Origin of the sequence: Fluviicola sp., from assembly GCF_029266855.1 — a bacterium.
In the GTDB taxonomy this organism is placed as follows: Bacteria; Bacteroidota; Bacteroidia; order Flavobacteriales_D; family Crocinitomicaceae; genus Fluviicola.
This window is the reverse complement of record NZ_JAQSWB010000007.1, coordinates 175,453-196,681: the sequence shown is the minus strand read 5'-3', so window position 1 is coordinate 196,681 and position 21,229 is coordinate 175,453. Positions and strand designations below refer to the sequence as shown.

19 protein-coding genes and 5 tRNA genes are annotated in these 21,229 nt (G+C 40.3%); all 24 read left to right on the top strand.

Annotation, left to right across the window (positions count from 1 at the left end):
• Window positions 1–32: 32 nt before the first annotated feature.
• The 24 genes from mtnA to rpoC all read left to right on the top strand — a co-directional run bounded on the left by mtnA (window position 33) and on the right by rpoC (window position 21,195).
• Window positions 33–1,097 (top strand): S-methyl-5-thioribose-1-phosphate isomerase, encoded by a 1,065-nt coding sequence (gene mtnA, locus K0S23_RS14680; protein WP_300358878.1) that lies wholly within the window; start codon window positions 33–35, stop codon window positions 1,095–1,097.
• Window positions 1,098–1,201: 104 nt separating this feature from the next.
• Window positions 1,202–2,470, top strand: a complete 1,269-nt coding sequence (locus tag K0S23_RS14675; protein WP_300358876.1) for a DUF2851 family protein — start codon at window positions 1,202–1,204, stop codon at window positions 2,468–2,470.
• 192 nt (window positions 2,471–2,662) lie between these two features.
• Complete coding sequence (locus tag K0S23_RS14670; RefSeq protein WP_300358874.1) at window positions 2,663–2,902, top strand: PspC domain-containing protein; 240 nt, start codon at window positions 2,663–2,665, stop codon at window positions 2,900–2,902.
• A 12-nt stretch (window positions 2,903–2,914) separates the two neighbouring features.
• Entirely contained in the window at window positions 2,915–3,826 is a 912-nt protein-coding gene (locus tag K0S23_RS14665; protein WP_300358871.1) for an SDR family oxidoreductase, read from the top strand.
• Window positions 3,827–3,834: 8 nt separating this feature from the next.
• On the top strand, window positions 3,835–4,695 hold the full coding sequence (locus K0S23_RS14660; protein WP_300358868.1) for a helix-hairpin-helix domain-containing protein: 861 nt from the start codon (window positions 3,835–3,837) through the stop codon (window positions 4,693–4,695).
• The gene (locus K0S23_RS14655; RefSeq protein ID WP_300358866.1) at window positions 4,695–5,222 is read left to right on the top strand and encodes an adenine phosphoribosyltransferase; all 528 of its coding nucleotides are present in this window, start codon (window positions 4,695–4,697) and stop codon (window positions 5,220–5,222) included. The genes K0S23_RS14660 and K0S23_RS14655 overlap by 1 nt, the downstream gene beginning before the upstream one ends.
• 54 nt (window positions 5,223–5,276) lie before the next feature.
• The gene (locus K0S23_RS14650) at window positions 5,277–6,416 is read left to right on the top strand and encodes an acyl-CoA dehydrogenase family protein (RefSeq protein WP_300358864.1); all 1,140 of its coding nucleotides are present in this window, start codon (window positions 5,277–5,279) and stop codon (window positions 6,414–6,416) included.
• Window positions 6,417–6,525: 109 nt separating this feature from the next.
• Window positions 6,526–6,717 (top strand): 30S ribosomal protein S21, encoded by a 192-nt coding sequence (gene rpsU / locus K0S23_RS14645; protein ID WP_300358861.1) that lies wholly within the window; start codon window positions 6,526–6,528, stop codon window positions 6,715–6,717.
• 83 nt (window positions 6,718–6,800) lie between these two features.
• Window positions 6,801–7,682: a tyrosine-type recombinase/integrase gene (locus tag K0S23_RS14640; RefSeq protein ID WP_300358858.1), complete on the top strand. Its 882-nt coding sequence runs from the start codon at window positions 6,801–6,803 to the stop codon at window positions 7,680–7,682.
• Window positions 7,683–7,687: 5 nt separating this feature from the next.
• Window positions 7,688–7,984 (top strand): ribosome-associated translation inhibitor RaiA, encoded by a 297-nt coding sequence (gene raiA, locus K0S23_RS14635; protein ID WP_300358856.1) that lies wholly within the window; start codon window positions 7,688–7,690, stop codon window positions 7,982–7,984.
• A 174-nt stretch (window positions 7,985–8,158) separates the two neighbouring features.
• A tRNA-Thr gene (locus K0S23_RS14630) sits at window positions 8,159–8,232 on the top strand.
• A gap of 13 nt (window positions 8,233–8,245) precedes the next feature.
• Window positions 8,246–8,327 (top strand) — tRNA-Tyr (locus K0S23_RS14625).
• Between the two features lie 23 nt (window positions 8,328–8,350).
• Window positions 8,351–8,423, top strand: a tRNA-Gly gene (locus K0S23_RS14620).
• Between the two features lie 22 nt (window positions 8,424–8,445).
• A tRNA-Thr gene (locus K0S23_RS14615) sits at window positions 8,446–8,517 on the top strand.
• 86 nt (window positions 8,518–8,603) lie between these two features.
• Window positions 8,604–9,791 carry an elongation factor Tu gene (tuf, locus tag K0S23_RS14610; protein ID WP_300358853.1) on the top strand — a complete coding sequence of 396 codons (1,188 nt, stop codon included), beginning with the start codon at window positions 8,604–8,606 and terminating at the stop codon, window positions 9,789–9,791.
• Window positions 9,792–9,841: 50 nt separating this feature from the next.
• Window positions 9,842–9,914 (top strand) — tRNA-Trp (locus K0S23_RS14605).
• Window positions 9,915–9,934: 20 nt separating this feature from the next.
• Window positions 9,935–10,156: a preprotein translocase subunit SecE gene (secE, locus tag K0S23_RS14600; RefSeq protein WP_300358850.1), complete on the top strand. Its 222-nt coding sequence runs from the start codon at window positions 9,935–9,937 to the stop codon at window positions 10,154–10,156.
• 8 nt (window positions 10,157–10,164) lie between these two features.
• Window positions 10,165–10,716: a transcription termination/antitermination protein NusG gene (gene nusG / locus K0S23_RS14595; RefSeq protein ID WP_124746866.1), complete on the top strand. Its 552-nt coding sequence runs from the start codon at window positions 10,165–10,167 to the stop codon at window positions 10,714–10,716.
• Window positions 10,717–10,799: 83 nt separating this feature from the next.
• The gene (rplK, locus tag K0S23_RS14590; RefSeq protein WP_144332614.1) at window positions 10,800–11,246 is read left to right on the top strand and encodes a 50S ribosomal protein L11; all 447 of its coding nucleotides are present in this window, start codon (window positions 10,800–10,802) and stop codon (window positions 11,244–11,246) included.
• 8 nt (window positions 11,247–11,254) lie between these two features.
• Window positions 11,255–11,950, top strand: a complete 696-nt coding sequence (rplA, locus tag K0S23_RS14585) for a 50S ribosomal protein L1 (protein WP_300358845.1) — start codon at window positions 11,255–11,257, stop codon at window positions 11,948–11,950.
• Window positions 11,951–11,961: 11 nt separating this feature from the next.
• A complete protein-coding gene (rplJ, locus tag K0S23_RS14580; RefSeq protein ID WP_300358842.1) occupies window positions 11,962–12,483 on the top strand; it encodes a 50S ribosomal protein L10 in 522 nt (173 codons plus the stop codon).
• Between the two features lie 73 nt (window positions 12,484–12,556).
• A complete protein-coding gene (rplL, locus tag K0S23_RS14575; protein WP_300358839.1) occupies window positions 12,557–12,934 on the top strand; it encodes a 50S ribosomal protein L7/L12 in 378 nt (125 codons plus the stop codon).
• A 112-nt stretch (window positions 12,935–13,046) separates the two neighbouring features.
• Window positions 13,047–16,859: a DNA-directed RNA polymerase subunit beta gene (gene rpoB / locus K0S23_RS14570; protein ID WP_300358836.1), complete on the top strand. Its 3,813-nt coding sequence runs from the start codon at window positions 13,047–13,049 to the stop codon at window positions 16,857–16,859.
• Between the two features lie 55 nt (window positions 16,860–16,914).
• A complete protein-coding gene (rpoC, locus tag K0S23_RS14565; RefSeq protein WP_300358833.1) occupies window positions 16,915–21,195 on the top strand; it encodes a DNA-directed RNA polymerase subunit beta' in 4,281 nt (1,426 codons plus the stop codon).
• The last annotated feature ends 34 nt before the right edge of the window (window positions 21,196–21,229 follow it).

Sequence of the window (21,229 nt, the reverse complement as noted above, 5' to 3'; positions counted from 1 at the left end):
TAGATTAATTTTGCAGGCAGAAAAAGAATCTCATGAGCGCATTCAGAACCATTTGGACAACCGAAGACAAGTATGTAGAAGTAATTGACCAACGCAAATTACCACACGAATGGGTAGTTGAAAAACTGATCTCTTACAAAGATGCAGAACGTGCAATCAAAGATATGGTGGTTCGTGGCGCTCCTTTAATCGGTGCAACTGCTGCTTATGGAATTTATTTAGCGGCAAGGGAAGGTGCAGACTTAAACGAAGCGTTTGCTGATTTACGTCTTTCGCGCCCAACGGCAGTGAATTTGTTTTGGGCTTTGGATCGCATGAAAGAAAAGCTGGCCAATGCTTCCGATTTGGTTCAGACCGCCTGGGAAGAAGCTGCTAAAATTGTAGAAGATGACGTGGAAACCTGCCGGATGATCGGTGTACATGGTTTACCATTGATAGAAGAAATATCGAAGAGAAAACACGGCGAAACGGTTCATATTCTCACTCATTGCAATGCCGGAATGTTAGGCTGTATCGAGTGGGGAACAATTACTTCACCCATTTATCAGGCCATCCAAAAAGGAATTAAAGTGCATGTGTGGGTAGATGAAACCCGTCCGCGTTTGCAAGGTGCAAATTTGACTTGTTATGAATTGACGAGACATAACGTTCCGCACACACTGATCGTAGATAACCAGGGCGGGCATTTAATGCAGCACGGAATGGTGGATATGTGTATCGTTGGAACAGACCGCACTACAAGACAAGGAGATGTTGCCAATAAGATCGGGACCTACCTGAAAGCATTGGCTGCTTATGATAACCAGATTCCGTTTTATGTGGCACTTCCCTCAACTACATTGGATATGACTATTCGCGATGGACTGAAAGAAATTCCGATCGAACAGCGGGACCAAAATGAAGTGCGTTACATCGTTGGGAAGAGTAAAATTTCAGGTAAGCTCGACGAAGTGCTGATCTGTCCGGAAACGACCCAAGCCAGCAATTACGGGTTTGATGTGACTCCGGCCCGTTTGGTTACAGCCTTGATCACAGAGCGCGGAGTTTGCGAAGCAAGTGAAGCCGGATTGGTAGGTTTGTTTGCAGAATACAAATAACTTTATTTCAATATTATCCTGATAATTATCGGGATAGTATTTCTTGATTTTGCTCTTGTTTCAAATCATCTTTTTTCTTAAATTAAATAGGAAAATGATGAAATATGAACGAAAATTACCTGCATTTTCTATGGAAGAATAAACGGCTTCCATTAACCAATCTACACACCGTTGACGGTAAAAAGGTTGAAATTCTTCATGTTGGAATTCACAATTTGGATTCGGGTCCCGATTTTTTCAATGGGAAAATTGCAATTGATCAAATCACCCATTCGGGAAACATCGAAATGCATGTCAAATCCTCCGATTGGAACCTGCATGGCCACCAATTCGATAAAGCATATTCCAATGTGATTCTTCATGTGGTTTATGAGCACGATGATCTGATTTTTGTAGAAGGGATTCCCCTTCCAACCGTTGAACTTAAACAACTCATAGATTGGAATCATTTCGATTGGTTCAATACCTATTATAAAGGATCCAGCACTGTTTTGTGTGCATCTTTTTTGAATGAAATTCCCGAAGTAATTGTTTTAAACCAGGTTGAACGGGCACTTTTTCAGCGACTGGAGCGGAAAACGATGGAACTTGAAAATCTGTATCAAAGCCACCGTATGTCTTTTAAAGAAGTGTTGTTTCATACCATTTCGAAAGCGTTTGGAATGAAAACCAATCAACTGCCTTTTCAGGAATTGGCAATAGGGATTCCCTTTGATAAATTTATTAAAGCCAGCCAAAAACAAAAAATGGCTATTACTTTCGGAGTTGGTGGTTTTTTGGAAGAAACAAAGGCTATTCCTTACCATGAGGAGTTAAAAAAAGAATGGGATTTTCAGCGTTACAGGCTTAAGCTGGAAGCCAGGAATGTGTACAGCTGGAAATTCAAAGGTTGCAGGCCCGGAGGTTTTCCGACCCAGCGTTTGGCACAATTTGCCACCTTTGTTCACGAAATGAATTGGGATTCGGATAGCTGGTATCTGCCGGCAAAAGAATTGCTTGTAATGCTGCAAAGTAAATTGATGAAACCGGCAGATGAATATTGGCTGGAACATTTTGACTTCGGGAAGGAGAAAAAAGCAGCTTCCACATTAAGTATCGCAACAGCCAATACGATTATCATTAACAGTGTTGTTCCCTTTTTATGGTGGCTGTCTTATCGTTTAAGCGATGATGCTTATCGAAATAAAGCCTTCGAACTATTGGAAATGCTTCCGCCGGAAAAGAATGAAAAGATTTCTACCTGGAAAAATATAGGTGTTAAGCCAATAAATGCATTAGAATCTCAGGGTTTGGTTGAACTTACCAATGAATTTTGTTCAAAAAAAGCCTGCCTGGAATGTGTGATAGGGAATACGGTTCTTAAAAGAAGGTAAATGAGAATTGAACTTTTGGTTCGTGCGCGCATACAATAAAATAGCTGTTTTTTTTGAGACTACCCTTCTAGGGTTATAACCCTAGACATTATTTTGTCCGACAATTAGTGTCAAATCTTCGCTGCAGGAACTCTCTTAGAATCATATTTAATATTCGGAAAAATCCGTAATTTTGAAAGAGGAATTAAGAAAATGAAACGAACCTTACAAAAAATAGCTTTTTTCTTTGAGATGCGCTCGTTCGGGGTGTGTTCATGGTGGGCTGCCAAACTGGGAATTCAAACGAATAAAGTGCGTTTGGGTTTTATCTATGCAACCTGCATCGGGTTGGGTTCACCTTTAATTCCATATCTAATCATGGCCTGGATTTTAGAGCACAAACACTATTTTGGGTTTAAACGACCAAAACGCGCATCTATCTGGGAATTATAACAATTTACCTTCATGAAAATACTGATCACCGGCTCGAATGGTTTGTTGGGACAAAAAATTGTCAAGCGCTGCATAAAGCATAACATACCGTTTATAGCAACTTCAAAAGGACCGAACAGGAATCCGGAATGTCCCGAAAGCAACTATTTCAGGTTGGATTTACTTCAAACTGATGAGGTTGAACAACTGGTGGTTGATCAAATGCCAACTGCAATCATTCATACTGCTGCCTTAACCAATGTCGATTATTGTGAAGAGCATCCGGAAGAATGTCATCAGGTAAATGTAGTGTCCTCTAAGGTGCTTTATGATGCTGCAAAAGGAGTTAATGCTCATTTTGAATTACTCTCTACTGATTTTGTATTCGATGGAGAAAACGGACCATATAAAGAGGAAGACCAGGTAAATCCATTGAGTGTTTATGCACGGTCAAAAGTTGATGCGGAAAACTTGCTGTTGGAAGATCCGGATAATTATCAAAACTGGTCGATTGCCAGAACGATCATTGTTTATGGAACCGGTTTCGGATTGTCCCGGTCAAATATGATGCTTTGGGCTTTGGAAGCACTTCCAAAAGGTGAGTTAATGAAGTTGGTGGATGATCAGTTTCGCGCACCGACCTGGGCAGATGATTTGGCCTATGGATGTGTGGAGATCGTGAAAAGAAATCAAACCGGTATTTTCCATCTCTGCGGTCCGGTATCAAGACCGATCAACCAAATTGTTGAAGAAGTAGGGAAAGCACTTAAGTTGTCAAACCTGCGGATTGAAACTATTTCCTCGAAAACATTGAACCAGGCTGCAAAAAGACCACCGAGAACCGGATTCGATCTTTCCAAAGCCGAAAAATTACTGGATTATCATCCGATGGATATTCAGGAAACCATCCCGCTCCTCCAAAAAGATTTGATTCACTACCACTAAGAAAAAGCATGAACCACTATTCAAAATCTACTAAACGAGGCATTTTCATATTTGCCCTTCTGCTGCTCGCGATTTTTGTCGCGCCTGATTTGATCCAGTATTTCAGACCGAAACCTGAGATCAGGATAGAACAATGGTCGAACGTTGAAAGACAGGTTACGGAGAAACTAAACCGCGAATCTTATTTCGATTACCGCAAGGATCGGAAGAAAAAACACTATTCCAGACCTTTGTCCAGGTTTAACCCGAATGATTATGGACTGGAAGATTGGATGGCTTTGGGGCTCTCTGAAAAGCAAAGTGCAATTGTACTGAAATTCACTTCCCGGAAGATCTATTCGAATGAAGAATTAAAGCGGATCTTTGTTATCCCGGATGAATTATTTAATCTGATCAAAGATTCCACTTTTTATCCTGAAAGAACTAAAAACCTGGATAAATACACGGAATACAAGTTGGAACAAAAGCTGATTGTTGTTGCAATAAACAGGGCAAGTCTGGATGATTTATTACAAGCTCAGGACATTACGATCTTTGATGCCAAACAAATTATTCGGACAAGAGACAATTTCGGAGGGTTTTATTCGTTGAGCCAATTGAGTGAAGTTTGGCAGGCAACTCCTGAGAAAATAGCGGTGTGGGAAAAATACATTCAGATCGATCCCGAGAACATCCGGACAATCAATATCAACACCGCAAGTGTGAAGGAATTATCATATCATCCATATATTTCTTGGAATTTGGCAAATTCTCTCGTAAAATTGCGCTCTCAAAACGGATTCTACAAGGAACTCCGCGAGATTAAAAAATCAGTTTTGATGACAGATGAACTGTATGAGAAGCTGAAGCATTACCTTACAATAGAATAATGATAGAAGAAAAAATTAAAGGTGTAATAAGAGATGTAGTAGATTTTCCAAAGCCGGGAATTGTTTTCAAAGATATTACTCCGATCATGTTGGATCCTGTTTTGTCCAAAGAAATAGTACAGCATCTTGCATCCATGTACAAAGATCAGAAACTGGATAAAATTGCGGGGATCGAGAGTAGGGGCTTTTTGTTTGGATATCCTTTGGCAATGGAATTAGGCATTCCTTTTGTGTTGATTCGCAAAGCCGGAAAATTGCCTTATCACAAAATCAATCATTCTTATGACCTGGAATATGGTTCGGCTGAAATTGAAATGCACATTGATGCGGTTCAAAAAGGAGAGCGGGTTTTGATTCATGATGATTTATTGGCAACGGGTGGATCAGCTTCGGCTGCTGCAGAGCTTATTCAAAAATGTGGAGGCGAAGTAGCCGGATTTAACTTCCTCGTAGGATTGAATTTTTTAAATGGTAATGAAAAATTGAAAAACTACTCTAATAATATTACTAATTTAGTGGCCTATTAAAAAATAATAATCGAAAAAAAATAAATTAACGGACACCCCAAAACACTGTTAATCATGAATTTTGAACTAAACGAAAACCAACAAATGATCACGCAAATGGTGCGTGATTTCGCGGAGAGAGAAATCCGTCCGAATATGAATAAATGGGATGCTGAAGAGTATTTTCCTGTGGATGTCATGAAAAAAATGGGAGGGCTTGGTCTGCTGGGAATTTACATCCCGGAAGAATACGGCGGAAGCGGCTTTTCATACCTGGAATACGCAACAGCATTAATGGAATTGGGAAAAGTATGTGGTGGAATTGGTTTGAGTGTTGCTGCTCATAATTCACTTTGTACCGGGCATATTTACTACCATGGAAACGAGGAACAAAAGAAGAAATACCTTCCGAAATTAACTTCAGGGGAATTTATCGGAGCATGGGGCTTAACTGAACCAAATACCGGTTCAGATGCAATGCGTATGAAATGTACTGCAGTAAAGGATGGGGATCATTGGGTAATTAACGGAGCTAAGAACTGGATTACACATGGTTTATCCGGAGACGTTGCAGTTGTTCTTGTTCGCACTGGGGAATTGTTGGATTCAAATGGAATTACAGCCTTTATCGTTGAGAAAGGTACTCCCGGATTCTCAGCTGTGAAAATCAAAGATAAGTTGGGGGTTCGCGCCTCGGAAACTGCGGAATTGATTTTTGATAATGTTCGTTTACACGAATCTCAGGTGATCGGGGAAGTTGGACAGGGATTCAAACAGGCAATGCATATTTTGGATGGAGGACGTATCTCAATTGCTGCACTTTCATGTGGAATAGCCCGCGGAGCTTATGAAGCATCTGTGAAGTATGCGAAAGAACGCGAACAATTCGGCCAGCCGATCGGTAAATTCCAGGCAATTGGATTTAAATTAGCTGACATGGCTACTCAGGTTGAGGCGGCAGAATTGTTGACTTTCCAAGCGGCAGATTACAAAAACAGAGGTCAAAAAATGACTGCTCAGGGAGCCTTTGCAAAATATTTTGCTTCGGAAGTTTCTGTGAAATGCGGGAATGAAGCAGTTCAGATCATGGGTGGTTACGGATACACAAAAGAGTATCCGGCAGAGAAATTCCTAAGAGATGCGAAATTGATGACCATTGGTGAAGGAACCTCTGAGATTCAAAAATTAGTGATCTCCAGAGAAATCTTAAAATAATTCGGAATTATTTTTGAGATACTCTTTGTTGAAAAGAAAAAATAATTATCTTTGCGCTCCCTATAAGCGTATAGGTTATAAAAAGCTAACAATAAGAATTTAAATAGATATGTTAATCATTCCAGTTAAAGAAGGCGAGAACATCGAGAGAGCGCTTAAGAAGTACAAGAAAAAATATGACAAAACAAATGTCATGAAAGAATTACGTCGTCGTAAAGAATTCGTGAAACCATCTGTTATTGATCGTCAGTCAAACATTCGTGCAGCTTATGCTCAAAAAATGAAATCTCAAGAGATTTAATACGGAGATTATTCGCATTAAATGATATTTAAGGCCTCAACTATACATGTTGAGGCCTTTTTTTTGTACCTTGTATTTCGCTTATGTCTTACAAAGATTCCTTCATACATTATTTACAGGTTGAGAAGCGTTACTCGAATCACACGCTCTTGGCTTACGAAGAAGATTTGAATCAATTCATAGTGTTTGCTGAGTTGTCTAAATCGGCAGAGTGGAAAGAAGTCAATCATCAATTGGTTCGGGCCTGGATTGTTGAGTTGATAGAGAGCGGACAAAGTAACCGCACTGTTTCCCGGAAAATCTCTTGCCTGCGTTCTTTTTTTAAATGGCTTTTGGCAAATGGAAAGGTTGAGCAAAATCCTATGCTGCGAATCCGTGGACCGAAAGTTGAAAAACGCTTGCCACAATTTGTCAAACAGTCCGAAATAGACAATGCCCGGATCGAGCAGTTGTTTTCTTCCGACTTCGAAGGGATCCGGGACAGACTCATGTTTGAGTTGTTTTATCAAACCGGGGTCCGCTTAAGTGAATTGATAGAATTGAAAAATAAAGATGTCACAAGCAACAGTATAAAGGTCCTTGGGAAAAGAAATAAAGAACGGATCATTCCGATCGGAAATGACCTTTACCAGATCATCCAATCCTATGATAAAATCAAGCCAGTTGGGCCTGATAGCCAACTTTTGTTATTTGTAAAAAAAGATGGCAGAAAAATGTCTCCAAAGTTTGTTTATAGAAAAATTAATACATACCTTGGAAGTGTAACGAACGCGCAAAAGAAAAGCCCACACATCTTGCGTCATACATTTGCAACTCACATGTTAAACAATGGAGCGGGGCTTGAAACTTTGAAAGAACTTTTGGGGCACGCCAATTTGTCTGCAACTCAAGTCTACACGCACAATTCGTTTGCTCAAATAAACTCGATTTATTCACATGCCCATCCACGTGGGCGCAAAAAGTAAAAGTCATGGACGTTAAAGTGCATTCTATCCATTTTAAAGCTGATCAAAAATTGATTGATTTTATCAACGACAAAGTAGAAAAGCTTCAGGTTTTTTTTGATCACATTATTGTTGGGGAAGTTTTTTTAAGATTGGATAAGAATTCGGATAAGGAAAATAAGATAGCTGAAGTGAAAATATTAATGCCCGGAAAAGAATTGTTTGCAAAGAAACAATGTAAATCTTTTGAAGAAGCGGCTGATTTGTGTGTCGATGCCTTGCGGACACAAGTAAAAAAATATAAAGGCAAATTAGCGAATTAGTAATTGGAAATGAAGAATTTAGATGGATGGCCTAAAGTGCCATCCATTTTTTTTTGATTTTTTTTCACTGAAACGCTTGCAGGTATTTAATTCTTTAGTACATTTGCAAACCCAAATGGGAAAAACACTTTAAAGAATCGTTCTTTTAAATCGTATTTATAACCAAACTTTAATGCCGGTGTAGCTCAGCTGGCTAGAGCAGCTGATTTGTAATCAGCAGGTCGGGGGTTCGAGTCCCTCCACCGGCTCGCATTAAAGGATGGGAGTGTCGCATAGTGGCTATTGCAGCAGACTGTAAATCTGTCACCTCACGGTATCGCTGGTTCGAGTCCAGCCACTCCCACGACAAGGAAAATAATATAATAAGCGGGAGTAGCTCAGTTGGTAGAGCGTCAGCCTTCCAAGCTGAGGGTCGCGAGTTCGAATCTCGTCTCCCGCTCAATTACGATGTAAAAGGATAGGCCGGTGTAGCTCAGGGGTAGAGCGCTTCCTTGGTAAGGAAGAGGTCACGAGTTCAATTCTCGTCATTGGCTCTGCAGGGATTCACTCATTCGATTTATGGGTGAAATTTTGTATTAGTAAGAAAAAGGTTTATTAACTACGTAACAAATAAAAACAAATGGCTAAGGAAAATTTTAATCGTTCCAAACCGCACGTTAACATCGGGACTATCGGGCACGTTGACCATGGTAAGACTACGTTAACAGCTGCAATCTCTAGTGTGTTAGCTTCTAAGGGATTGGCTGCGGTTCGTGATTTCTCTTCTATTGACAACGCTCCTGAAGAAAAAGAGCGTGGTATTACTATTAACACTTCACACATCGAGTACGAAACTTTGAATCGTCATTACGCTCACGTTGACTGTCCAGGTCACGCGGATTACGTAAAGAACATGGTTACAGGTGCTGCTCAGATGGACGGTGCTATCTTGGTTGTTGCTGCGACTGATGGTCCAATGCCGCAAACTCGTGAGCATATCCTATTAGGAAAACAAGTTGGTGTTCCTCGTTTAGTTGTATTCATGAATAAAGTGGATATGGTTGACGATGCTGAGTTGTTGGAATTAGTTGAAATGGAAGTTCGTGAATTGTTGTCTTTCTACGACTATGATGGTGACAATGCACCGGTTATTCAAGGTTCTGCACTTGGTGCATTGAACGGAGAAGCTGAGTGGGTTGCTAAAATCGACGAGTTGATGGATGCAGTAGATACATATATCGAATTGCCTCCTCGTGATGTTGATAAGCCTTTCTTGATGCCGGTTGAAGACGTATTTACGATTACAGGTCGTGGTACAGTAGCAACAGGACGTATCGAAACAGGAGTTATTAACTCTGGAGATCCGGTTGAAATCTTAGGTATGGGTGAAGAGAAATTGACTTCAACTGTAACTGGGGTAGAGATGTTCCGTAAGATCTTGGATCGCGGTGAAGCTGGTGACAACGTAGGTCTTTTATTACGTGGTATTGAGAAATCTCAAATCAAACGTGGAATGGTAATCTGTAAACCAGGTTCTGTTAAACCACATGCTGATTTCAAAGCTGAAATCTACGTATTGAAAAAAGAAGAAGGTGGTCGTCACACTCCATTCCATAACAAATACCGTCCTCAGTTCTACTTCCGTACAACTGACGTAACTGGAGAGATTTTCTTGACAGACGGACGTGAGATGGTTATGCCAGGTGATAACGTAACAATCAATGTTAAGTTAATCGTTCCTGTAGCAATGGACAAAGGTCTACGTTTCGCTATCCGTGAGGGTGGTCGTACTGTAGGTGCTGGTCAGGTTACTGAAATCATCGCTTAATTCGCGATAAATATATTGAATGAAAGGGGAGCTTAAACTCCCCTTTTTACACGGGCGTAGCTCAGCTGGTAGAGTAGTGGTCTCCAAAACCATTGGTCGTGGGTTCGAATCCTACCGCCCGTGCAAAACAAAATAAATTGACCATGTCAAAGTTTAGAAATTATTTTAGCGAGACAATTACTGAGATGACTCAGAATGTTACGTGGCCGACGTGGAAAGAATTGCAGAGCAATGCACTTATTGTGGTAGTTGCGTCTGTAATTTTTGCATTGTTAGTGTTCGCGATGGACAATGTCTTTGGAATTACAGGAACTCCTACCTCTTCCTGGAAAGGGGTTGTTGGATTTATCTATTCTTTCTTTTAATTGGAAAAATGGGAGATATTAAAAAACGTTGGTACGTAGTACGTGCAGTAAGTGGAAAAGAGAAAAAGGTGAAAGAATACCTGGATCTCGAAATTTCCCGTTTAAAGCTCGATGATTACGTGTCTCAAGTATTGATTCCAACTGAGAAAGTTTTTCAAATCCGTAACGGGAAGAAAATCTCAAAGGAAAAAGCGTATTTACCAGGATATGTATTGATTGAAGCAGCATTGATCGGGGAGGTTCCTCACGTGATCAAGGGAATTCCAAATGTAATCGGATTCCTGGGTGCTGAAAAAGGGGGAGACCCTCAACCAATGCGTTTGTCTGAGGTAAATAGAATTTTAGGTAAAGTTGACGAATTATCCGAAACAGAAGAGGAAGTGAAAATCCCGTTCGTTATCGGAGAGTCAGTTAAAGTGATCGACGGACCATTCAACAATTTCTCCGGAGTAATTGACGAGATCAATGAAGAGAAAAAGAAATTGAAAGTAATGGTTAAAATCTTCGGTCGCAAGAACCTTCTCGAGCTTAGCTACATGCAAGTCGAAAAAGAAGGATAAACATGTATTAACCGCAGCAGTGGGATTATTGATTAAAGCTTCCCTTTAACGCCCACGTTACGACTGCATAATTTAAATAAACAATGGCTAAAGAAGTAGCAGCATTGATCAAATTACAGATCAAAGGTGGTCAAGCCAATCCAGCTCCTCCAGTTGGTCCCGCACTTGGTGCAAAAGGGGTCAACATTATGGAATTTTGCAAGCAGTATAATGCTCGTACGCAAGATAAGCCAGGAAAGGTATTACCATGTGTGATTACTGTTTACAGTGACAAATCATTTGATTTCGTCATCAAAACTCCTCCAGCAGCAGTGCAAATTATTGACAGCGTTAAGCTTAAGAAAGGTTCTTCTGAACCGAACAAGAGCAAAGTCGGATCAATGTCATGGGATCAAATCCGTGTAATTGCTGAAGACAAAATGCCGGATATGAACTGTTTTACAGTTGATTCCGCAATGTCAATGATCGCTGGAACAGCGCGTAGTATGGGTGTAACTGTTAAAGGAGGTGAAGCTCCGGCAACTAAATAACAAGCGTCATGGGTAGAATTTCAAAGAAAAGAAAAGAGGTTTTAGCTAAATACGATTTAACTAAAGTCTACACATTGACTGAAGCTTGTGATTTGGTTAAGAACATTACAACAACGAAGTTTGATTCTTCTGTTGACATCTCTGTACGTTTAGGAGTAGATCCTCGTAAAGCGAATCAAATGGTTCGTGGTACTGTTGCATTGCCTCACGGAACTGGTAAGGACGTACGAGTATTAGTACTTTGTACTCCGGACAAGGAAGCTGAAGCAAAAGCAGCTGGTGCTGAATTCGTTGGATTAGATGAATTCATTGAGAAAATCAAAGGTGGTTGGACAGACATCGACGTAATTATTACAATGCCGTCAGTTATGGGTAAAGTAGGTGCTTTAGGACGTATCCTTGGACCTCGTGGTTTAATGCCAAACCCAAAAACAGGTACTGTAACGATGGAAGTTGGTAAAGCTGTTGAAGAAGTAAAAGCAGGTAAGATTGATTTCAAAGTTGACAAATTTGGTAACATTCACTCATCTGTTGGGAAAGCTAGCTTCGAAGGAGCTAAAATTCGCGACAATGCATTCGAATTAATCCAACAGTTAATCAAATTGAAACCATCCGCTGCAAAAGGTACTTACATTAGAAGTATCTACATCAGCTCTACAATGTCTCCAAGTATCCAAATTGATGCTAAATCTGTTGTAGCTTAAAATCTTGAAGTATGAATAAAGATCAAAAAGCACAGTACATTGAAGATCTTGCTCAAGATTTATCGAAAGCAAACATCTTCTATCTTGCAGATACAGCAGCTCTTACAGTTGAAACAATCAACCAATTGCGCCGTCGTTGTTTTCAACAAGGTATCGAACTACGTGTAGTTAAGAATACATTGTTGGCTAAAGCAATGGCTAAGGTTGAAGGTAGAAATTACGATAACTTGGCATCCGTGTTAAGTGGTCCGACATCTATCATGTTTGCTGAAGTAGGAAATGCTCCTGCAAAATTGATTAAAGATTTCCGCAAGAAAAATGATAAGCCTATTCTTAAAGGAGCTTATATTGAAGAAGCAATCTTCATTGGTGACAACCAATTGGATGCGCTTGAAGCAATCAAGTCTCGTGAAGAATTAATCGGTGATATCATCGGATTACTACAAAGCCCGGCGAAAAATGTTATTTCCGGTCTTACAAGTGGTGGTTCCAAAATTGCTGGAATCCTTAAAACGCTCGAAGAAAGAGCATAACGCAAGTGCCGAGAATTCGGCAAAGGCACAAGTAAAAAAAATTATTTAAGAACCTTTTTTAAAATTTATAAAAATGGCTGATTTAAAACAAATCGCAGAAACATTGGTTAACCTTACAGTAAAAGAAGTTAACGAGTTAGCAACTATTTTGAAAGACGAGTACGGTATCGAGCCTGCTGCTGCTGCTCCAGTTATGATGGCTGGTGGTGGAGCTGGAGCTGGTGAAGCTGCTGCTGAAAAAACTGAATTCGATGTAGTATTGAAATCAGGTGGTGCTAACAAACTTGCTGTAGTTAAGTTGGTTAAAGAATTAACTGGTAACGGATTGAAAGAATCTAAAGACCTAGTTGACGGAGCTCCTACAACTTTGAAAGAAGCTGTATCCAAAGACGAGGCTAGTGCTTTGAAAACAGCTCTTGAAGAAGCTGGTGCTGAAGTAGAGATCAAGTAATTAGTTACAAAATTTTGCAGGAAAGGTGTCCGTCATTTGACGGATGCCTTGACCTGTTTACCGGCGTTTAGCCAATTTTTAAAGTCCTTTTCTCAATTAAATTTATTTCGCCTTGGCAACAACAAGCAATACATCAACGAGAATTAATTTTGCTTCTAGCAAAAATCAGTTCGCTTATCCGGATTTTCTGGATATTCAGCTTAAATCCTTCCAGGAGTTTTTCCAATTGGAAACGACACCTGAAAATCGTGAAAGCGAAGGATTGTTCAAGGTATTTGCGGAAAATTTCCCAATTACTGATACACGAAATCAATTCGTGTTGGAGTTCCTTGATTATTTCATCGACCCACCTCGTTACACTATTGATGAGTGTATCGAAAGAGGTTTAACTTATAGCGTTCCGCTAAAAGCTAAACTAAAATTATATTGTACAGACCCTGAACACGAAGATTTCGAAACAATCGTGCAGGATGTATACTTAGGTACAATCCCATACATGACACCAAAAGGTTCGTTCGTAATCAATGGTGCAGAACGTGTTATTGTTTCTCAGTTACACCGTTCACCAGGGGTATTCTTCGGTCAAAGCCGTCACGCAAACGGTACAAAATTGTACTCTGCTCGTGTGATTCCTTTTAAAGGATCTTGGATCGAATTTGCAACGGATATCAACAGCGTAATGTATGCTTACATCGACCGTAAGAAAAAATTGCCTGTTACAACACTTTTCCGTGCAATTGGATATGAAACAGATAAAGATATTCTAGAAATATTCGGATTAGCTGATGAAGTGAAAGCTAATAAAGCTAATTTGAAAAAATGCGTTGGTAGAAGACTGGCAGCTCGTGTATTGAAGTCTTGGATTGAGGACTTTGGAGATGAAGATACAGGAGAAGTAGTATCTATCGAACGTAACGAAGTGGTTCTTGACCGTGAAACGGTATTGGAGGATCACCACGTTGACCTGGTAATTGATTCAGGTGTAAAAACAGTGATTTTCCACAAGGAAGATGCAAACACTGCTGATTATACCATTATTTATAATACGCTTCAAAAAGATACTTCAAACTCTGAAAAAGAAGCTGTTGAACACATTTACCGTCAGTTACGTAACGCTGAACCACCTGATTATGAAACTGCAAAAGGTGTTTTTGAAAAATTATTTTTCTCAGACGCACGTTATGACTTAGGTGAAGTAGGTCGTTATAGAATGAATAAAAAGTTGAATATCGACAACTCGGAAGAGTCTCGTGTTTTGACTAAAAATGATATTCTTTCAATTATCAAATACCTGATCGAATTGATCAACTCTAAAGCGGATGTGGATGATATTGACCACTTGTCAAATCGTCGTGTTCGTACAGTAGGTGAGCAATTATACGCTCAGTTTGGTGTTGGTTTGGCTCGTATGGCCCGTACAATTCGTGAGCGTATGAACGTTCGTGATAATGAGGTCTTTACTCCGATTGACTTGATCAACGCGAAGACTTTGTCTTCCGTTATTAATTCATTCTTCGGAACCAACCAGTTGTCTCAATTTATGGATCAGACCAACCCGCTTTCCGAGGTAACTCACAAGCGTCGTTTGTCTGCACTAGGACCAGGTGGACTTTCTCGTGAAAGAGCAGGTTTTGAGGTACGTGACGTTCACTATACGCACTACGGTCGTTTGTGTACGATTGAAACACCGGAGGGACCAAACATTGGTTTGATTTCATCTTTGTGTGTATTCGCGAAAGTGAATAAACTTGGATTTATCGAAACTCCTTACCGTTCCGTATCGAATGGTAAAGTAGATACAACGACTGAACCGATTTATTTATCTGCTGAAGAAGAAGATGAAAAAATGATCGCTCAGGCAAATGCAATTGTTGATGAGAAAGGAAATTTCCTTTCTGATTTGGTGAAAGCTCGTTTTGAAGGTGACTTCCCGGTTGTTCAACCGAAGGATTTACATTTGATGGACGTAGGTGCGAACCAGATTGCATCGATTGCAGCATCTTCTATTCCATTCCTGGAGCATGATGATGCCAACCGTGCATTGATGGGATCCAACATGCAGCGCCAGGCTGTTCCATTATTGAAACCACAGTCTCCGGTAGTTGGTACAGGAATCGAGCAATTAGTTGCACGCGATTCCCGTGTATTGATTAATGCGGAAGGACCGGGAACAGTTGAATACGTTGATGCAAACGAAATCGTGATTCGTTACGATTGGTCTGCTGATGACAAATTAGTAAGCTTTGATAGTGAAGTGACTCGTTACTCATTAACAAAATTCCAGAAAACAAACCAAAGTACAACAATCAACTTGAAGCCGATTGTTCGCAAAGGGGACCGAATTGAGAAAGGACAGGTTCTTTGCGAAGGTTATGCTACACAAGGTGGAGAGTTGGCATTGGGACAAAACCTGAAAGTTGCATTCATGCCTTGGAAAGGGTATAACTTTGAGGATGCGATCGTGATTTCTGAAAGAGTTGTTCGTGACGATATCTTTACATCGATTCATATTGACGAATATTCGTTAGAGGTTCGTGATACAAAACGTGGAATGGAAGAATTAACTTCTGATATTCCGAACGTTTCTGAAGAAGCAACGAAAGATTTGGATGAGAACGGTTTGATCCGCATTGGTGCTGAGATCAAAGAAGGTGATATCCTGATCGGTAAAATTACTCCTAAAGGTGAAACGGATCCTTCTCCGGAAGAGAAGTTATTACGTGCAATCTTTGGTGATAAAGCAGGTGATGTGAAGGATGCTTCTTTGAAAGCAGGTCCATCTCTTCGCGGAGTTGTTATCCAGAAAAAATTGTTCTCTCGCGCAATTAAAGATCGTAAGTCAAAAGCTCAGGACAAACCCGTATTGGAAGTTCTTGATACGGAATACGATAAAGATTACGCTGAATTGAAAGAAAAATTAGCTGATAAATTGATGACCGTTTTAGGTGAGAATAAATCAGCTGGTGTATTCAACAATTTCAAAGAAGAAATCATTAAAAAAGGAACGAAGTTCACACATAAAAATTTATTGGTGATCGATTACACTATCGTGAATCCTACAAATTGGACAACTGATTCTCACGTAAATGCATTGGTTAGTCGTTTGTTACATAACTTTACGATTAAAGCAAATGATTTATTGGGGATTTACAAACGTAAAAAATTCCATATTTCAGTTGGAGATGAACTGCCTGCAGGTATCGTGAAAATGGCGAAAGTATATGTTGCTCAGAAACGTAAGTTGAAAGTGGGTGATAAAATGGCTGGTCGTCACGGTAATAAAGGTATCGTTGCTAATATCGTTCGTGCTGAAGACATGCCGTTCTTAGAGGATGGAACACCGGTAGATATCGTATTGAATCCGCTAGGGGTACCTTCTCGTATGAACTTAGGTCAGATTTACGAAACAGTACTTGGTTGGGCCGGAGAAAAATTGGGTGTGAAATTCGCTACTCCGATTTTTGATGGTGCTAAACCGGAAGAGATCAATGAATGGACAGATAAAGCAGGTGTTCCACGTTCAGGTAAAACTTACCTGTATGATGGCGGAACGGGAGATCGTTTCCACCAACCGGCAACTGTGGGTGTAATTTACATGTTGAAATTATCTCACATGGTTGATGACAAAATGCATGCTCGTTCAATCGGACCATACTCATTAATTACACAACAGCCATTGGGTGGTAAAGCCCAATTCGGAGGTCAGCGTTTTGGTGAGATGGAGGTTTGGGCATTGGAAGCATTTGGAGCTGCTAATATCCTACAAGAAATCTTGACAGTTAAATCCGATGACGTGATGGGTCGTGCGAAAGCATACGAAGCGATCGTTAAAGGTGATAACATTCCTGAACCGGGTATCCCTGAATCATTCAACGTATTGTTGCATGAATTAAGAGGTCTTGGATTGAATATATCAATGGACTAAGATCAAAACGTTATTAGGAAACAAATTGTCAAATTGAATTAAAGAAAGTTATAACATGGCTTACAGAAAAGAAACACCGAAAAAACAAAGTAGCTTTAACAAGATTACGATCTCGTTGGCTTCTCCTGAGGTGATCCGTGATCAGTCAAGCGGAGAAGTGCTCAAGCCTGAGACAATTAACTATCGTACATACAAGCCGGAAAGAGATGGATTGTTCTGTGAACGCATCTTCGGACCAGTGAAAGATTACGAATGTCATTGTGGTAAATACAAACGTATTCGATACAAAGGAATCGTTTGTGACCGTTGTGGTGTTGAGGTTACTGAGAAAAAAGTACGTCGTGAGCGTATGGGACATATCTCTTTGGTTGTTCCGGTAGCACACATTTGGTATTTCCGTTCATTACCGAATAAAATCGGTTATTTATTAGGATTGCCTACCAAGAAATTGGATCAAATCATTTATTATGAGCGTTACGTGGTTATTCAACCGGGTATCGCAAATAATTTGGATGGAACTTCCCTTACTGAAAAGGATTTCCTTACAGAAGAAGAATATTTGGATATCCTGGACACTTTGCCAAGAGAAAACCAATACCTGGAAGATACGGATCCGAACAAATTCATCGCGAAGATGGGTGCTGAGGCATTGTATGACTTGTTGCGCAAGTTAAACCTGGAAGATTTATCTTACAGATTGCGTCACCAGGCAAATACGGAAACTTCGGTTCAACGTAAGCATGAAGCTTTGAAAAGACTTCAGGTTGTTGAAGCAATGCGCGATTCTCAAAAACGTATTGACAACCGTCCTGAATGGATGATCGTGAAAGTTGTTCCGGTTATTCCACCGGAATTACGTCCATTGGTTCCATTGGATGGCGGACGTTTCGCAACATCGGATTTAAATGACCTTTACCGTCGTGTAATTATCCGTAACAACCGTTTGAAGCGTTTGATCGAGATCAAAGCTCCGGAAGTTATCTTGCGTAATGAAAAACGTATGTTGCAAGAGGCTGTTGACTCATTGTTCGACAACTCTCGTAAAGCATCTGCGGTTAAGACAGAATCAAATCGTCCGTTGAAATCCCTTTCCGATTCATTGAAAGGTAAACAAGGTCGTTTCCGTCAAAACTTATTGGGTAAACGTGTGGATTATTCAGCACGTTCGGTAATTGTTGTCGGACCGGATTTGAAATTGCATGAATGTGGTTTACCAAAAGATATGGCTGCTGAGCTTTACAAACCGTTCATTATTCGTAAGATGATTGAGCGTGGAATTGTGAAGACAGTAAAATCTGCAAAGAAAATTGTTGATCGCAAAGAGCCGGTTGTTTGGGATATCTTAGAAAACGTATTGAAAGGACACCCGGTATTATTAAACCGTGCTCCTACACTTCACCGTTTGGGAATTCAGGCATTCCAGCCAAAATTAATTGAGGGAAAAGCAATTCGTTTGCATCCGTTGGTAACAACGGCATTCAACGCCGATTTCGATGGTGACCAGATGGCGGTTCACTTACCATTAGGTAACGCTGCAATTTTGGAAGCACAATTATTGATGCTTGCTTCTCACAACATTTTGAACCCTGCGAATGGAGCACCGATTGCGGTACCTTCCCAGGATATGGTCTTGGGTCTTTACTACATCACTAAGATGCGTACAAGTACTCCTGAGCATAAAGTTAAAGGTGAAGGAAGTATTTTCTATTCTCCTGAAGAGGTAATTATCGCCAATAACGAAGGTAAATTGGATTTACACGCTCCAATCAAAGTAAAATCATACGATTTGAATGAGGAAGGTGTGCCAACTTTAATGATGATCGATACAACTTGCGGACGTGTACTTTTCAATGAGGTAGTTCCGCGTGAAGTTGGTTTCATCAATGACGTATTGACGAAAAAAGCGCTTCGTGATATTATCGGACACGTATTAAAAGTGTGTGGAACGGCTAAAACAGCTAAGTTCCTGGATGATATTAAAGAATTAGGATACGGTATGGCATTCCGTGGTGGATTATCATTCAACCTGGATCATATCATTATCCCGAAAGAAAAAGAAATTTTGGTTGCGAAAGCAGAAACGGAAGTGAAAGAGGTAATGGCCAATTATAACATGGGTCTTATCACGAACAACGAACGTTATAACCAAATTATTGATATCTGGACGCATACCAATATCCGTTTGACGAATACGTTGATGGATCAGCTGAAGAATGACGATCAAGGATTCAACTCCATCTACATGATGTTTGATTCCGGAGCCCGTGGTTCGAAAGAGCAGATTCGTCAGTTGTCCGGTATGCGTGGATTGATGGCGAAACCTCAAAAATCAGGAGCTTCTGCACAGGAAATTATCGAAAACCCGATTCTTTCCAACTTTAAGGAAGGTCTTTCGATTTTGGAGTACTTTATCTCTACTCACGGTGCACGTAAAGGTTTGGCCGATACGGCATTGAAAACGGCGGATGCGGGTTACTTAACTCGTCGTTTGGTTGACGTTGCACAAGATGTTGTAATTAATGCAATGGATTGTGGAACATTGAGAGGTTTAGTAGCGAGTTCATTGAAGAAAAATGATGAGATCGTTGAGCCGTTGATCGACCGAATTTTAGGAAGAACATCTGTTCACGATATCTTCAACCCGGAAACAGAACAATTGATTGTTGAGGCAGGAGAATTGATCACTGAGACCGTAGCTGATGAAATCGAAAAAGCAGGTATTGAAGAAGTTGAGATCCGTTCGGTATTAACTTGTGAGATGCGTCGTGGAGTTTGTTCTAAATGTTACGGACGTAACTTGGCAACTCACCGTCCTGCACAGGATGGAGATGCTGTTGGTGTAGTTGCTGCTCAATCAATTGGTGAGCCGGGAACACAGTTGACATTACGTACATTCCACGTTGGGGGTACTGCATCGAACATTGCTGATGAATCCGATTTGAAAGCAAAATCTTCCGGTAGATTGGAAATCGACGAATTACGTACGATTACACGTAAAGGTGCAGATGGCGTGCCGAAGACAATTGTTGTCGGACGTTCAGCTGAATTGAAAATTACTGATCCGAAAACCGGAGTTGCTTTAATGACTTCGAATATTCCTTACGGAGCGGAAATGTTGGTTGAAAATAACATCACCGTTAAGAAAGGTGATATCATCTGTAAATGGGACCAGTATAACGCGGTTATCATTTCTGAGGTATCAGGAAAAGTATTATTTGAAAATATTATTGATGGTATTACTTACCGTGAAGAAGTCGATGAGCAAACAGGATTTACTGAAAAAGTGATCATCGAATCCCGCGATAAGAAGAAAAACCCTGCAATTCATATTATTGATCCTAAAACAAAAGAAGTATTGCGTGAGTACAACATTCCTGTTGATTCCCATATTTCCGTAAGTGAAGGTGATAAAGTAGAAGAAGGTGTGATTTTGGTTAAAATCCCTCGTGTTGCTGGTAAGACAGGGGATATCACCGGAGGTCTTCCTCGTGTAACGGAATTGTTCGAAGCACGTAACCCTTCTAACCCTGCAGTGGTTTCTGAAATTGATGGTATCGTTGAATTTGGAAAAATTAAACGTGGTAACCGTGAGATTCAGGTAACTTCCAAAGTAGGTGATGTTCGCAAATATTTGGTTCCGCTTTCTAAACACATCCTGGTACAGGAGAACGATTTTACTCGTGCAGGACAACCGTTATCTGATGGTGCTATTACACCAAACGATATCTTGAATATCCAGGGGCCGACGAAAGTACAAGAGTACATCGTGAATGAAATCCAAGAGGTTTACCGTCTTCAGGGGGTAAAAATCAACGATAAGCATTTCGAGGTAATCGTTCGTCAGATGATGTTGAAAGTAGAGATCGTGGATGCAGGAGATACTCGTTTCTTGGAAGGACAATCTGTTCATAAAGCAGACTTTATGGAAGAGAACGATTCTATCTATGGAATGAAGGTTGTTGTTGATCCGGGAGAATCTACAACGCTTAAGGCAGGTCAGATTGTTTCTGCACGTAAATTACGTGACGAAAATTCACAATTGAAACGCGCTGATAAGCAGTTAGTAGAATCACGTGATGCAGTTCCTGCAACTTCAACACCGTTATTACAAGGTATTACCCGTGCTTCATTACAGACACAATCATTCATCTCAGCTGCTTCCTTCCAGGAAACAACGAAAGTATTGAATGAAGCTGCAATCTCCGGAAAAGAAGATCATTTATTAGGTTTGAAAGAGAACGTAATTGTTGGTCACTTGATTCCGGCTGGTACAGGTGTACGTCGTTTCCAAAAAGTCATTGTTGCAAACAAGGAAGAATTGGATGCGATTTCTTAAGGTATAATTATCTAAAAATAAAATCCCCTTCGGT

Bases quoted from the DNA above. Each gene is read 5' to 3' on its own strand.
- mtnA (WP_300358878.1), top strand. From the start codon at position 33: ATGAGCGCATTCAGAACCATTTGGACAACCGAAGACAAGTATGTAGAA.
- K0S23_RS14675 (WP_300358876.1), top strand. From the start codon at position 1,202: ATGAACGAAAATTACCTGCATTTTCTATGGAAGAATAAACGGCTTCCA.
- K0S23_RS14670 (WP_300358874.1), top strand. From the start codon at position 2,663: ATGAAACGAACCTTACAAAAAATAGCTTTTTTCTTTGAGATGCGCTCG.
- K0S23_RS14665 (WP_300358871.1), top strand. From the start codon at position 2,915: ATGAAAATACTGATCACCGGCTCGAATGGTTTGTTGGGACAAAAAATT.
- K0S23_RS14660 (WP_300358868.1), top strand. From the start codon at position 3,835: ATGAACCACTATTCAAAATCTACTAAACGAGGCATTTTCATATTTGCC.
- K0S23_RS14655 (WP_300358866.1), top strand. From the start codon at position 4,695: ATGATAGAAGAAAAAATTAAAGGTGTAATAAGAGATGTAGTAGATTTT.
- K0S23_RS14650 (WP_300358864.1), top strand. From the start codon at position 5,277: ATGAATTTTGAACTAAACGAAAACCAACAAATGATCACGCAAATGGTG.
- rpsU (WP_300358861.1), top strand. From the start codon at position 6,526: ATGTTAATCATTCCAGTTAAAGAAGGCGAGAACATCGAGAGAGCGCTT.
- K0S23_RS14640 (WP_300358858.1), top strand. From the start codon at position 6,801: ATGTCTTACAAAGATTCCTTCATACATTATTTACAGGTTGAGAAGCGT.
- raiA (WP_300358856.1), top strand. From the start codon at position 7,688: ATGGACGTTAAAGTGCATTCTATCCATTTTAAAGCTGATCAAAAATTG.
- tuf (WP_300358853.1), top strand. From the start codon at position 8,604: ATGGCTAAGGAAAATTTTAATCGTTCCAAACCGCACGTTAACATCGGG.
- secE (WP_300358850.1), top strand. From the start codon at position 9,935: ATGTCAAAGTTTAGAAATTATTTTAGCGAGACAATTACTGAGATGACT.
- nusG (WP_124746866.1), top strand. From the start codon at position 10,165: ATGGGAGATATTAAAAAACGTTGGTACGTAGTACGTGCAGTAAGTGGA.
- rplK (WP_144332614.1), top strand. From the start codon at position 10,800: ATGGCTAAAGAAGTAGCAGCATTGATCAAATTACAGATCAAAGGTGGT.
- rplA (WP_300358845.1), top strand. From the start codon at position 11,255: ATGGGTAGAATTTCAAAGAAAAGAAAAGAGGTTTTAGCTAAATACGAT.
- rplJ (WP_300358842.1), top strand. From the start codon at position 11,962: ATGAATAAAGATCAAAAAGCACAGTACATTGAAGATCTTGCTCAAGAT.
- rplL (WP_300358839.1), top strand. From the start codon at position 12,557: ATGGCTGATTTAAAACAAATCGCAGAAACATTGGTTAACCTTACAGTA.
- rpoC (WP_300358833.1), top strand. From the start codon at position 16,915: ATGGCTTACAGAAAAGAAACACCGAAAAAACAAAGTAGCTTTAACAAG.